This is a genomic window from Paenibacillus nanensis (genome assembly GCF_003583765.1).
Lineage (GTDB): Bacteria > Bacillota > Bacilli > Paenibacillales > Paenibacillaceae > Pristimantibacillus > Pristimantibacillus nanensis.
Genome location: NZ_QXQA01000008.1, coordinates 154,873 through 167,692, shown reverse-complemented (window position 1 = coordinate 167,692; position 12,820 = coordinate 154,873). Strand labels below are relative to the sequence as shown.

Below are 12,820 nucleotides of genomic sequence, written 5' to 3'. Positions count from 1 at the left end.
TCCTTAAATCAACTTTTTTCTAAAATGCTCGCTAACCGTCTCAATGACATAAACGGTCACGACCAACGAGAGAATGATCATGCCGATGCGCGGATAGTCGCGCCAGCCAAGATTTTCAGAAATGAGAAGCCCGATGCCCCCCGCTCCCACATAACCGAGTATCGCCGCATAACGCACATTCCCCTCAAAGCAAAACAGCGAGGACGACAGATAGCTCGGAAGCACCTGCGGCAGAATCGCGTAACGAAACGCCTGAATTCTCGTCATGCCGGCCGACTCCATCGCCTCAAATGCGCCCATATCGACATTTTCGATTTGTTCATAGAGCAGTTTCCCGACATAAGAAAGCGTAAATAGCAAAATCGCAATGACGCCCGCCGTCGGTCCCAGTCCGAAAACAAAAGTGGCAATGAGCGCCGTAACAAGCGAGGGCAGCGTCCGCAGCAGGCTGAGGATGATTTTGAATACAGCCACGACGAATTTGTTCCGAATGACATTAGACGACGCGAGGACCGCAAACGGTACAGCCAGCAAAGCCCCGATCATGGAGCCGAGCAGCGACATTTGGATGGTCGCCGCCAAAGCGTCCCACATCGCCGGGAAGTAGCTCCACTTCGGCGGAATCATATCGCCGACCATGCCGAAAAACTCATGAATCCGCTGCGCCAGCACCTTGAGGCTGAAATTTGTAAACTCGACGGATACAACCGTTGCCGCCGCTAAGATCAGCACGATAAGCGGAACGCGGGATCTTTTCTCCTGAACGATTTTACCGTTTGGCAGCAGCACTTTTTTGGGCGGAAACAGCTTATCATACATGGACAAGTCTCTCCTCTGAAGCGGATTGCCCTTCTCCGAAGCCGCCTCCGTAAATCTCGCTCAACACTTCCTTCGTCACCTGGCTCGCCGCGCCGTCGAACACCACTTCGCCCTTCCTTATGCCAATAATCCGATCCGCATATTCTAAAGCCACTTCGACGTGGTGGATGTTCATAATGACGGAAATATTCATTTCTTGATTGATTTTTTTGAAATCGTCCATCACCATCCGGGACGTGACCGGGTCGAGCGAAGCGATCGGCTCGTCCGCCAGCAGAATATCCGGATTTTGAGCGAGCGTACGGGCCAATGCGACCCGCTGCTGCTGGCCGCCCGACAGCTGATCGACGCGGATATACGCCTTATCCAAAATTCCCACCTTATCCAGCGCCTCAAGCGCCTTCATCTTCTGCTCTCTGGTGAAGACGCCGGTCAGCTTCCTCCACATCGGGAGGTCGGGCACGAAGGAAACGAGCACATTTTGGATGACGGATATTCTCGTCACGAGGTTAAACGATTGAAAGATCATCCCAATGCCTCTGCGGAACCTGCGAATTTGCTTCCCGGTCAGCTTCGCCACGTCGACGTTATGAACAAGCAATCGCCCGCTGCTAATGTCGTGCATTCGGTTAATGCAGCGAATCAGCGTTGATTTCCCCGCGCCGGAGAGGCCGATCACCGCGACGAATTCGCCTTGATCGATTTTCAAATTGATATCCTTCAGCGCAATCGTGCCGTTCGCATAGGTTTTATTCACATTTACAAACTCGATCATGAAAGTTCCCCAATCCTTTAGTCATGATAAAAGAAAAAGCAGAAAAAATGAGAACATCGCATGGGATGGATGCTCTCATTTTCACAAATCTACATTACGGTTTTCACAGGTCTTAAAAATCGCTGCTATTCCTTCATGCTTCTAATGACTTCTTGCGCTTTTCTTTCGTTATCGTAGTCGGAAGCTTGCGCGACCTGGTAGCCCTCATGGCTGTAAACCTTGATGACTTCTTTGCCTTCCGGCGTGCCTGCGATCGCGATGAACGCTTCTTGAAGCGCCGCTTTCAATTCGTCGTCGATGACCGGGCTTTCTTTGCTGACGCTGATCGTATCGTTGTAAATACCGTCCGTTACGCCGATCACATTCGTTTCGTCCCAAATGCTGCTTGTGCGGTTGAATTCCTTTGTCCATTGTTCGACATAATCTCTGCGAACGTCCGCGAAAGCGACGATAATATCCACTTGTTCAGCCGCCAGTCTTCCAATGGAGCTGCCGTAGGAATCGGAAGTCACCACATGCGCAAGGTCCGTCAGGCTCTTCTCATAGTTCTTCTGCAGCCACAGCGTCGGATAGATGTAGCCAGCGGACGAAGTTGTCGACATAATCGCCCAGTTCGCGCTGTTCAGATCATCCCATGTCAATTGCTCGCCGTTGTTCACTTTCGCAGCCAGCTCTTGGCCTTTTGCGGAAGGACCAGCTATTAGCAGGGAACGATAATACGTCGCTTGCTCCGAAGTCGGTTCCGTCGGTTTGTTGTCGTTCCAATCTTTCGGATTATCCGAATCGTTGGACAGACCGGCGCGAGTAGCCGTCAGAATAACGTCGGCGCCGTCATCGTACAGCGCGTATGTGCCGCCGGGAATAAAGCCGATATCCGTCGTGCCTGCCGTCAGCGCCTCGCCTACCGCTTCATAAGTTGTGCCAACATCGATCGTTACGTTCCCAACGTTATAGCCTTGCGTTGCCAGCTGGTTTTTCAGCAGCTCCTTAAGCGGGTCTGTAGCCGTAATGATCTGCTCCGGATCCTTCGATGGCACGAAGCTTACCTTCAGTTCTTTGATCTCCTTCGGAGCAGGAGTGGACTCCCCGCCTCCCGATGTGCTGTTCGTCGACGCTGGGTTGTTCGATGCGCCGCTGTTCGACGCATTGTTGTTGTTGGAGCCGCAAGCGGAGAGCAAGCCGACGACCAACGCAAATACAGCAATGACAAAAAGTCTCTTCTTCACTTTCGATAACCCCCAAATAAGTAAAATGATGTTAGTTCGTCTACAAGATACGAGCGCTTTCGATCTCGTCGCACGCTACTCATGATACGAGCCTTGTATTAACGCAACGTCATGGGGATATTAAGGTTTTATGTTGCTTTCCCCCTTCGTCCGTGCCATCATCAATAAAGATAAAGCATGCGAGAGAAAGAGGAGTGCTGCTATGATCCAGTTCGATTCGGATACCGGCAAGGTCGCGTACGCGGGAGAAAGCGTTCAGCTGCTGCCCAAGGAATTCGCGCTGTTCCAGTTCCTCTATGAACATGCGGGCCGCTCTTTCACAAGGGAGAGACTGCTCGACGCGGTATGGCCGCTCGAGGAGCCGACCGACCGGACCGTAGACGACCATATTTACCGGATTCGCAAAAAAGTAGCCCGCTGGTCTCATCTCCTCCGTATCGAGACCGTTCGCGGGCAAGGATATAAGCTGATTCGCCTTACTCCGAAGCTCCAGGCTCGCCCCTTACTGCATGACGAACAATTTGCCGCCGACGTCAATCGGATGATGAACAAATACCATGGGCTCGGCATGGGCGCGGCGATGCAGCTGCTGGCGGAGCATCGGGACATTCTGAGCCTGCCGGTGGATCCCTATTACGATGCCTACCTGCATTTTGTCCGGGGCGACTTGGATTGGCTGCTTACAACGGACAGCCTGGATCTATGGAAGAAGCTTACGTACGCCGTCTTTGTTTACGAGGCGGCTCAGCCGGGGGATCAAACCGTTCGGCGCTATTATGAAGGGTTGATTGCGAGAGGACACTTGCTGGAGTGGAGCTGGCTGTGCGATCTGCGGCTCGGCGCGATTCATCATGATATCGGAGCCGGCAGGCTGGAAGAGGCGCAGCGGGGATTGGAGGCGATCCGGGAAGAGATCGCGGAGCTTCAGTCGCCAAGCTTTACGTCCGTCTTCCTGATCGCGGAGATGATGCTGCGGATGGAGCAAAACCGGCTCGGGGAGGCGGAAGCAAAGCTGAGGGAGTGCGAAGCGCTGCTCGCTCAGCACCCGATCCAGCGGGAACGAGGCGCCTTTCTTGTCGCGAAGGGAATGCTCCTCTACCGGCAAGGCGCGCATACCGCTGCAAGACATACGGTGGAAGAGGGCGTTGAAACGACGCGCGAGACCCATTTCATCCCCCACCTGCTCGTCAACCTGCGAAGGGCGCTTCTGTTTCTGCATTCGCACTCCTGCGATGAAGCTTATGCTCAAAGATTGCAGCGCCAATGGGAGCAGCTCGCCCTGCAATTCCGCCTCGACGAGCTTCAGGTTAAGGCGGGGCGTCTGCTCGAACGCCATCTCTGATCTTTCTCTGACAATCCCCTGCTATAGTGAACACAACGTTCACTTCACAGCAGGGGGTTTATTATTTATGCTTAGGAAAAACCGGTCTTTCGCCAAAATATTCGCCGCTTACGGCCTCTCCGCGTTCGGCGATTATTTCGACTTTATGGCTGTCTCGATTCTGCTGGGCTTTGTATGGAAAGCAGACGCGATGACGATCGCCCTTTACCCGCTTTGCTTCGCCCTCCCGGGCATCCTCTTCGGCCAATTGGCGGGAGTCGCAGCCGACAGATGGAACAAGCGGAATGTGATGGTCATCACCGATCTGGTCCGCGCCGCTCTTACGGTTCTGCTTATCTTTGCGCCGAATGCCGCCGCGCTGCTGGCGATCATCGCTTTGCGTTCCACCGCGCGCGTCTTCCACTACCCGGCGCAGCAGGCTATGACGCGATCCGTCGTCCAAGCGGATCAGCTCCTGCAAGCAACCTCGCTTAACGGAGCCGTCTTCCAGCTGTCCAAGGTGCTGGGGCCGCTGCTCGGCGCCTCTGTCGCCGCGGCTGTTTCCCCCGCTGTCTGCATGGCGGTCAACGTCATGACCTATACCCTGTCCGCCTTATTGCTGCTTCGGGTGCCCGCCAGCCAAGGCCGCGTGGCCGCAGGGGAGGCGATGTCCGCGGACAGGCCCGGCATGCGCGCCGCATGGCGGGACGGCTGGCACATCCTGACCCGCAGCCGCGCTCTGCAGGTAAGCCTCGCGTTCAGCTTGACCGGGATGGCGGGCATCCAAATGATCGACGCCCAATTCGCCGTCCTCTTCCGCGAGATCGCCCCGACCCGTCCCGACCTGATGGGCTGGGTCGTATCCGCGATCGGGGTCGGCGGGCTTCTAAGCGTCGCTTGGCTGCGCCGATTTCGGCAGCTGTCGGCATACGGCTGGCTGCTGGGAGGAGGAGTAGGACTCATCGGACTGATGTTCGCCGCGGCAGGTCTATTCCAGCCGGAGACGCCGATTGGGCTCATGCTGCTGGTCTTCTTCCTCGGCGGAATCGGCACCGGCTTTACTTCAACCGGCATGAACTATATTTTGCAGAAAGAGACGCCTCCTGACGCTATCGGCCGGATAAGCGGCATTTTCGATTCGCTTACCAGCGTCATTTTTATTGCCGCTCCGCTATGCGGCGGGCTGTTGATCGGATGGCGGGGCGCTTCTGCGACCTTCTTGCTTGTTGGACTTGCAACCCTAGGAATCGGCCTTGCCGGCATCCTGCTGCAGCGGTTGTTATGGGGAACGAAAAAGCCCCGAGAGCATACCGCTTCTCCCGGGGCTTAAATGAGCCTTCTCCTATTCGATTACGGCTGACTCTCCATCTCAAATAACGACGGATTTACATCCCGGATGTAAGGCGTCCACTCCCCCGTCGAGTAAACCAGGAGCCGGTGCATCGCCCGCGTACATGCCGTATAGAAGAGCTTCCGCTCGCTCTCCCGGCCATAGGCCTGAGAAGAAGCTTCATAGATAAGTACAGCGTCGAATTCCACGCCTTTGGCCAAGTATGCGGGAATGACCATCGCTCCTTTCTCGAAAACAGGCGTCTTCTTCGTCACAAGCCGCAGCGCCTGGCACCCCTGGGCGGTAAGGGCCTCATATGCATCGCGGCTTTCCGCCGCGGTTTTTGTGATAACAGCGATGGAGCCGAAGCCTTCGGCTTGAAGCGCCGCAAGATCAGCCGCGATCCGCTCCGCCCGTTTCTCCGCGCTCGCCGTCTGAATGAGAACCGGCTTCCCACCGCTTCGGTCGAAGGGAACAATTTCTTCGCCTCCCGGCAGCATCGGCTTCGTGAACTCGACGATTTCGCGGGTCGACCGGTAGCTGCGGACAAGCCGGATCAGATGCGTCTCTTCCACGCCATACAGCTGAAGCAGCGGCGAGTCCGATTCCTGCAGATTCGTCGCCTGCGTGAAGATCGCCTGCCCGAAATCGCCCAGCACCGTCATGCGTGCGCGAGGGAACAGCTTTTTGAGGAACTTATACTGGAACATCGAATAATCTTGACCCTCGTCGACGAATACATGCCGCACCTCCGTATTGACCCGGACGCCCTCGATCAGCTCTTTCAAATATAAATACGGCGTGGCGTCTTCATAAAAAATCTCGAACCGGCCAAGCTTCTCCTTCGTCTGCTCGCACATCTCCGCCCACCTCTCGGGCAGCTCCGCCTCATTCGTCATCGCCCGATAGGCTGCTTCATCGCCGAACAGCTGCATATAGACGCCATGCACGTCTAAAAACATCAGCTTCTTCACGCTTCTCCGGACCGGCTTAAAGCGTTCCTTCACCACCATCCGGCGGAGCACCTCCTCCTCCCGGTCGGCATAATCGAAGTCGCTTTCGTCAAATTTCTCCGGGTCGTTCATTTTCTCTAGAACCTCAGCATATTGCTCGCCGAACGCAAAGAAAACCTCCTCTTTGTTCAGCTCCCGATACGCTTCGACGTACTGGTCCTTGTCGAGAAAATTAAGCTCCTCCTGCACCCAAGTCTCTTCCCTCTCCTTGCGCTCCAGCAAGGTCAGCTCCTTCAGCAGCCACTCCTGCACGAGCATCACGCGATTAGCCAGGCTTACGGCTGCGTCGTAGCTGTAAAACTTGGACTTGATCCGCTCCGCCGTGATCAGCACTTTATCCTCGAACAGAACAGGCTTAAACAACATGCCTTCCCTCTTCAGCCGCTCGGCATAGTTTTGTATCGCCTGTAGAAACGCCTCCGACGCTTTATATTGAATTCCGCTCAATCTCGCGGCGTACCCTTCCTCCGACTCAGCCGTCAGCACATATTCCATCTGGTCGAACAGGTCCTCGATGCGGAAGGTCGTTCCGAGCCAATAATCGAGATATTCCTGGAACGTCGTCTGCTGCATATTCTCTTCGCCGAGCTCGGGAAGAACGGTGGATACATAGCTGTTGAACATCGGATTCGGCGAAAAGAGGACGATCTGATCGGCCTTCAGTCTCTCCCGGTGCTTATACAGCAAATACGCGACGCGCTGCAGCGCCGCGGACGTCTTCCCGCTGCCCGCAGCCCCTTGCACGATGAGCATCCGGCTGGCGTCATTCCGGATAATGGCATTCTGCTCTCTCTGAATGGTAGCCACGATGCTCCGCATCTGATTGTCGGCGCCTTTCCCGAGCACCTGCTGCAGCAGCTCATCGCCGATCGTGACGCTCGTGTCGAACACGTTCCGGAGCGCGCCGTCGCGAATCTGATACTGGCGCTTCAGCTCCATCGCGCCGGCGATCCGTCCGCCGGGCGTTTCATAAGAAGCCGGCCCCGGCGAGTAATCATAATACATACTCGCGATTGGAGTCCGCCAATCGTAGACAAGGAACGTAATATCGTCATCATCGACGAAAGAGGATACGCCGATGTAGATTTGCTCGGTTCGGCCGAGCTCATCCTCCTTGAAGTCAATGCGCCCGAAGTAAGGGGAAGGGAGCAGCCGGTTTAGACTCCTCCACCGCAGCTCCAGCTGCTTGTGACTGCGCTCCCTCTCGGACAGCACCGCCGCTTGCTGTTGAATGGTGAAGAAGGTCTCCTCGAAATCCTCGTCCGTTGCCGTATTGACCGTGACCTCTTCCCAGAACCGTTTGCGAATATCCGTCACTTGGCCATAAAGCCCCGACACCTCCGGCTCCAGCTCTTCCATTCTCGCCTTCAGCTTTGCCGTTACCTGATCCAGCCGCTCCTGTTCCTGCCGCCAATCCTTTGGGTTCATCATTCCACGAACACGCTCCCTTACCGATCATCATTCATCTTAAAAAAGAATACTTGACAGACTGCAGACCATCATGCTAAGATAGAAGTGTAGATAAAAAGTATAATGCATTACTTGTGTAAACAATTAGTTGACAATAGCTTTCCCATCATAACACAACGTTGCTTGCTATGCAATCTTATAGAATGAACGAAACCGGCATTTTGTGCCGGTTTCTTTTTTTGCATGGGGCTGGTTGTATTAACCAAGTCATATTATTCCTTCACATATTTGACACAACCGCAGACGGGTAATTTGTCCTATAATCACAGTACATCGTATCCATATGAAAAAGGTAAACCCTACGAAAGTCGGGGGCACAAAGCCACGGGCCTAATGTTTTATTCCATATAAAACGATGGCAGCCGGGCCGCCGGGGATTTCTATTACATGCTTTGACCGCTGCCACCGTCTTCCCTGGTGCTCCATCTTCATATGGATAGACATCTGAGAGGAGACATCATGAATGAAAGCCCCGCTGCAACGTTTTTTACGCAAGTCTAAGCCGGAGAAATCCGCCGCCACGTTTTTTACGATCAAAAACCGGCTCATCGCAACCTTCGCCATCATTCTCCTTATTCCAATGACCGTAGTCGCTTGGGGATCCTACCAAACGGCTAGAGACAAAATCGATTCGCAAATGATTAACGCCGCTACCGAAAATGTGAAGCTGTTGGATGCCAACATCGATGAGTTTTTTAGCGCGAAGAAAAAGGATACGGCGTTTTTGTCGCAATCCATTTCCCTGTCAGGGGCGTCTCCCTTGGAAACGGAGGTCCAGCAGATTCGACAGTTACTCGCCTCCTATACAAATGTCCATGACGAAGTCGAGCTCGCTTTATTAGGCACCGAATCGGGCTTTTACATCAATTCTATGGGCACCGACAAGAATCTGGCCGACTACGACCCGAGAGAACGTCCCTGGTATCAAGATGCGATGAAGAACCGCCAAGAGGTTATCATCACTTCCCCTTACACGTCTCATACCACCAATAATCTTGTTGTAACCGTAGCAAAAGCGACACCCGACGGGAATGGCGTGATTGCCGTTAATATCTCGATCGATCGAATATTCGCGCTAACCGAAAGCATCGCAATCGGTAAGGAAGGCTACATTTACATATTGGATAAAGAACGCAAGTTTGTGTATCATCCGACGAACGAAATCGGATCAGCTGCGCCTCAGAACGTCCAAAACGACAATTTGTACAAAAGCGACGGCGGCTATTTCACCTATCTGCATAATGGTCGGGACTTGAAGAAAATGGTGTTTTTGACGAACAAGGAAACCGGCTGGAAGTTAGCGGGCACCATGTATCAGAACGAGGTCAGCTCCGAAGCTTCCCCTATCGTACATAGCTCCGTCATCGTTCTCGTAATCTCTGCAATCCTTGGAGCTGTTATCGTAACGCTCATCATCGTTTCAATCATGCGCCCGCTTGGACGGTTGAATCAAGCGGCGATAAAGATCAGTGAAGGGGATTTGACCGAGCAGATTCAAATCCGTCATCAAGACGAGCTGGGCCGGTTAGGGCAAAGCTTTAATAACATGGCGGCATCCCTGCAGAGCCTGATCGGCCAAGTCAACGAAAACGCCATGCAGCTTGCGGCCTCCGCAGAACAAATGAAGGCAAGCTCTGAGCAAAGCACGCATGCGAGCGAACAGGTTACGATGGCGATCCAAGAGGTCGCCGGCGGTTCGGACCTGCAAGTGCAAAGCGTCCAAAGCTCCCATCAGGAAATAAATGAAATGGCGGCTCAAATCGACCAAATTTCCAACCATGCCGGAACGCTATCCGATGCGGCCAGCGGGTCCATGATCCAAGCGCAGGAGGGCTCCGCCGCGATTCAGACCGCAATTCACCAAATGCACTCTATCGACGATAAAGCGGCACTACTGTCTCAAGATATCGAGGCGCTTGGCGAGAGATCCTCGCATATCGTAAAAATCGTGGACGTCATGACCGGTATTGCGTCGCAGACGAATTTGCTTGCGCTCAACGCTTCCATTGAAGCGGCTAGAGCCGGCGAGCATGGCAGAGGATTTGCCGTCGTCGCGTCTGAAATTCGCAAGCTGGCCGAACAATCCAATACGTCCGCTCATCAAATTTCGGCCATCATTGAGGAGATTCAAAGGGATACGCATACCGTAGTCGTCAATATGGGCGATATGATCGCTGAAGTGAAGAACGGCCTCGATTACGTGGGAACGGCCGGAGGAGCGTTCGAGCAAATTCATCATGCGGTGGAAGGCGTTACGAGGCAGATTAAGCAGGTCGCGGAAGCAACGCTGGAGCTGACCCAAAACGCGCAAAACATCAAAGTATCGATGGACGATGTGACGAGCATTTCAGAAAAAAATGCGGGCAGCATGCAGCTGGTCGTTGCCAATACCGAAGAGCAGCTTGCCTCCATGCAAGAGATCTCCGCGGCGGCAACGATGGTCACCAGTATGGCAGAGGAGCTGCAAAGCGCCATCGAAAAATTCAAGCTATAATCGCCAGGCCGCATCATGAAAGGAAGACCAGCTGGAAACCGGCATTTTTGCCGGTTTCTTTTTTTTGGGACAATGAAGGGGTACAACCTGCTGCTTATGTGGACGCGCTCCAGGCTCTCGTGTGAATCATGCTAAATAGGAGGCGCGGCCGACGAGCATCCAGCAATGAAAGCTTCGACTCAAGGAATCAATGATTCCTACTTCGTGCTCCTGGTCATCGAAGCTGTCAGCTTGCCGCTCTCCTTCTATATGAACACTCTGTTCTCATCATAAATATTGTGCAATTGGCAAGACTAACCGTATTCTACACAATCGGGGTTCGTACACTTGCATACGATCGAGAGAACCATTTTAATCGGAGTCTGGTTATTAGCACTCTTGTTATTAATACTTACGACACAGCGAAATCAAATTAGGGAAGCGTTTGTCATCTTTTCATTTAAGCAAATGCTTACCTGGTTGTTTGGGCTTCTTGTCGCGCAGCATAAATTAATTGAGTACCCTGTTCGCGAGTTCCCCTATGCATCGAGAAGCAGTTTTTCGTTTGAGTATTTTATTTATCCTGCAATTTGCGTCGTATTTAATTTGAAATTTCCAGAAAACAAAGGCATTCTCCAAAAAACGCTCTGGTATTTGTTTTTCCCAACCTGGATGACGATATTGGAAGTGCTGCTGGAAAAATACACGAATCTCATTCACTACATCACTTGGCATTGGTACTGGACTTGGGTAACGCTTCTCATGACCTTTTTTGTGTCTCGTTTATTTTATGTTTGGTTTATTTCAAAACAAACGGGAGGACAAAGATCATTTAAACGGGGCAACGACGGGGAGCTTTAGTTTAATTCTGGCGCTAATTATGCGGCGGGAGTATGGAAAAAGTTGTTCTGGATTAAAATATTTCCAAACTGATATTGTACGGAGGTACAATAATGCCTGAGCAACTCTCCATCTTAATCCGGAGCATCTCCGCATTTGCTCTTCTATTAGTCATTACAAGGATAATCGGCAAAAAGACTTTGTCCAATATGAATATTCACGAATTCGTTACCGCTATCATTTTAGGCGCAATATCCGCGAATCTCGCTTTTAATGAAAAAATCAATACCCTGCATCTGCTGATCTCCTTGTCAGTGTTTACTGTGACTTCCTGGCTTATATCGCTTACAACCTTGAAAAGCCGGAACGCCGAAAAACTATTCTTCGGCAAACCGTCCGTGCTTATAGAGGACGGGAAGCTGCTCGAGGAAAATATGAAAAAAAGCAAGTACACGCTGGACTCTTTAAACGAGATGCTTCGCGAGAAGGATATTTTCGATATTACCGAAGTCCAATATGCTCTTCTTGAAAACAACGGGAAGCTCTCGGTGCTTAAAAAGAAGGAGTATCGGACGCTCACTTTTCAAGATTTTCAAAAACAAACGGGTAATGGTTCCCCATCGGTGTCGAAATATCCGATCGAACTGATCATGGAAGGGAAGCTGATTCCGGAGCATCTAAGCGAGGCCAATATGGACCGGCAAGCATTAGAGAAGGCCGTTCGCAAAAAGGGGTATGAGCTGACCGATGTTTTTTATGCGGTGCGCGGCACAGACGGGCAGCTTTATTTTGATTTCTATAATGACCGTCTGAACAACCCGCTGGAGCTATAGCCCGCCCTTAAAATAATTGAAAATTACGCGGAAAACGGCAGCCGAATGACGCTGCCGTTTTTTTAATCTCCGCTGCCTGCACTGCCCAAATGTATTAAATCGAGTTCCGGAATGTGTTGCCGATCGGAGTCGGCAAGCCGTCGATGCTGGCCGAGTTTTTCTCCTGCCGGTATTGCTGCAGGCCTTCCTCGCCCTTTTGAACGGCCCATCGCTGCAGCGTGTCCCGCTCTCTTTCATAGGTCATGAAGGGGACAGCATATCCGCAGGAGGTCTGTACTTTATGGATGTCGAGCACAATGATTTGTCTGGCTCCAGGAAGAGAAGGAAAGAGAGGGTACAGCTCCTCCCATTCAGCCGAATGAGGCAGGACGACCGACCCCTTCCCATATAGCCTCAGGATCTGAGGCGGTCCTTCAAAGGCGCAGAACATGAGCGTCACTCTCCCGTTTTCAAGGATATGTGCGCTAGTCTCGTTGCCGCTGCCGGTCATATCCAAGTACGCCGCGCGATTCGATGATAATAGCCGCAAGGCATCATGGCCTTTGGGCGATAGATTGACATGCCCGTCCTCCGAAAGCGGCGCCGATCCTACGAAAAACACATGCTGCCTGCGAATGAACGCTTCGTGCTCCGGAAGCATGGCTGGAAACTGTTTTCCCATCCCGGACTCCTCCTGCCTCTATTTGCGTAAGATTGAAATGCCATATTTTGTATATATTT

10 protein-coding genes and 1 riboswitch are annotated in these 12,820 nt (G+C 52.5%); of the genes, 5 read left to right on the top strand and 5 right to left on the bottom strand.

Annotated elements, in window-relative coordinates; genetic code table 11:
* Positions 1–3: 3 nt before the first annotated feature.
* The 3 genes from phnE to D3P08_RS14230 all read right to left on the bottom strand — a co-directional run bounded on the left by phnE (position 4) and on the right by D3P08_RS14230 (position 2,820).
* On the bottom strand, positions 4–819 hold the full coding sequence (gene phnE, locus D3P08_RS14240) for a phosphonate ABC transporter, permease protein PhnE (RefSeq protein WP_119600363.1): 816 nt from the start codon (positions 817–819) through the stop codon (positions 4–6).
* Positions 812–1,594, bottom strand: a complete 783-nt coding sequence (gene phnC / locus D3P08_RS14235; RefSeq protein ID WP_119600362.1) for a phosphonate ABC transporter ATP-binding protein — start codon at positions 1,592–1,594, stop codon at positions 812–814. The genes phnE and phnC overlap by 8 nt, the downstream gene beginning before the upstream one ends.
* A gap of 125 nt (positions 1,595–1,719) precedes the next feature.
* Positions 1,720–2,820, bottom strand: a complete 1,101-nt coding sequence (locus D3P08_RS14230) for a phosphate/phosphite/phosphonate ABC transporter substrate-binding protein (protein ID WP_206098965.1) — start codon at positions 2,818–2,820, stop codon at positions 1,720–1,722.
* 202 nt (positions 2,821–3,022) lie between these two features.
* Between D3P08_RS14230 and D3P08_RS14225 the strand changes: the two genes are divergently transcribed.
* Together D3P08_RS14225 and D3P08_RS14220 are read left to right on the top strand one after the other, a co-directional pair.
* A complete protein-coding gene (locus D3P08_RS14225) occupies positions 3,023–4,162 on the top strand; it encodes a winged helix-turn-helix domain-containing protein (RefSeq protein ID WP_162848484.1) in 1,140 nt (379 codons plus the stop codon).
* Positions 4,163–4,229: 67 nt separating this feature from the next.
* A complete protein-coding gene (locus D3P08_RS14220; RefSeq protein WP_119600360.1) occupies positions 4,230–5,471 on the top strand; it encodes an MFS transporter in 1,242 nt (413 codons plus the stop codon).
* 20 nt (positions 5,472–5,491) lie between these two features.
* Here D3P08_RS14220 and helD read toward each other — a convergent pair whose 3' ends face one another.
* A complete protein-coding gene (helD, locus tag D3P08_RS14215; RefSeq protein WP_119600443.1) occupies positions 5,492–7,912 on the bottom strand; it encodes an RNA polymerase recycling motor HelD in 2,421 nt (806 codons plus the stop codon).
* A gap of 323 nt (positions 7,913–8,235) precedes the next feature.
* Positions 8,236–8,329, top strand: a riboswitch (cyclic di-GMP riboswitch).
* Positions 8,330–8,417: 88 nt separating this feature from the next.
* Between helD and D3P08_RS14210 the strand changes: the two genes are divergently transcribed.
* The 3 genes from D3P08_RS14210 (at position 8,418) to D3P08_RS14200 (ending at position 12,100) form a co-directional block, all read left to right on the top strand.
* On the top strand, positions 8,418–10,448 hold the full coding sequence (locus tag D3P08_RS14210) for a methyl-accepting chemotaxis protein (protein ID WP_119600359.1): 2,031 nt from the start codon (positions 8,418–8,420) through the stop codon (positions 10,446–10,448).
* 327 nt (positions 10,449–10,775) lie between these two features.
* Positions 10,776–11,288: a CBO0543 family protein gene (locus D3P08_RS14205; protein WP_240647515.1), complete on the top strand. Its 513-nt coding sequence runs from the start codon at positions 10,776–10,778 to the stop codon at positions 11,286–11,288.
* A 92-nt stretch (positions 11,289–11,380) separates the two neighbouring features.
* Positions 11,381–12,100: a DUF421 domain-containing protein gene (locus D3P08_RS14200; protein WP_119600358.1), complete on the top strand. Its 720-nt coding sequence runs from the start codon at positions 11,381–11,383 to the stop codon at positions 12,098–12,100.
* Positions 12,101–12,194: 94 nt separating this feature from the next.
* On the opposite strand, the gene D3P08_RS14195 is transcribed toward D3P08_RS14200, so the two are convergent.
* Positions 12,195–12,761: a pyridoxamine 5'-phosphate oxidase family protein gene (locus D3P08_RS14195; RefSeq protein ID WP_119600357.1), complete on the bottom strand. Its 567-nt coding sequence runs from the start codon at positions 12,759–12,761 to the stop codon at positions 12,195–12,197.
* Positions 12,762–12,820 lie beyond the last annotated feature (59 nt).

Coding starts and splice junctions, on each gene's coding strand:
- D3P08_RS14210 (WP_119600359.1), top strand. CDS start 8,418: ATGAAAGCCCCGCTGCAACGTTTTTTACGCAAGTCTAAGCCGGAGAAA.
- D3P08_RS14220 (WP_119600360.1), top strand. CDS start 4,230: ATGCTTAGGAAAAACCGGTCTTTCGCCAAAATATTCGCCGCTTACGGC.
- phnC (WP_119600362.1), bottom strand. CDS start 1,594: ATGATCGAGTTTGTAAATGTGAATAAAACCTATGCGAACGGCACGATT.
- helD (WP_119600443.1), bottom strand. CDS start 7,912: ATGAACCCAAAGGATTGGCGGCAGGAACAGGAGCGGCTGGATCAGGTA.
- D3P08_RS14200 (WP_119600358.1), top strand. CDS start 11,381: ATGCCTGAGCAACTCTCCATCTTAATCCGGAGCATCTCCGCATTTGCT.
- phnE (WP_119600363.1), bottom strand. CDS start 819: ATGTATGATAAGCTGTTTCCGCCCAAAAAAGTGCTGCTGCCAAACGGT.
- D3P08_RS14225 (WP_162848484.1), top strand. CDS start 3,023: ATGATCCAGTTCGATTCGGATACCGGCAAGGTCGCGTACGCGGGAGAA.
- D3P08_RS14195 (WP_119600357.1), bottom strand. CDS start 12,761: ATGGGAAAACAGTTTCCAGCCATGCTTCCGGAGCACGAAGCGTTCATT.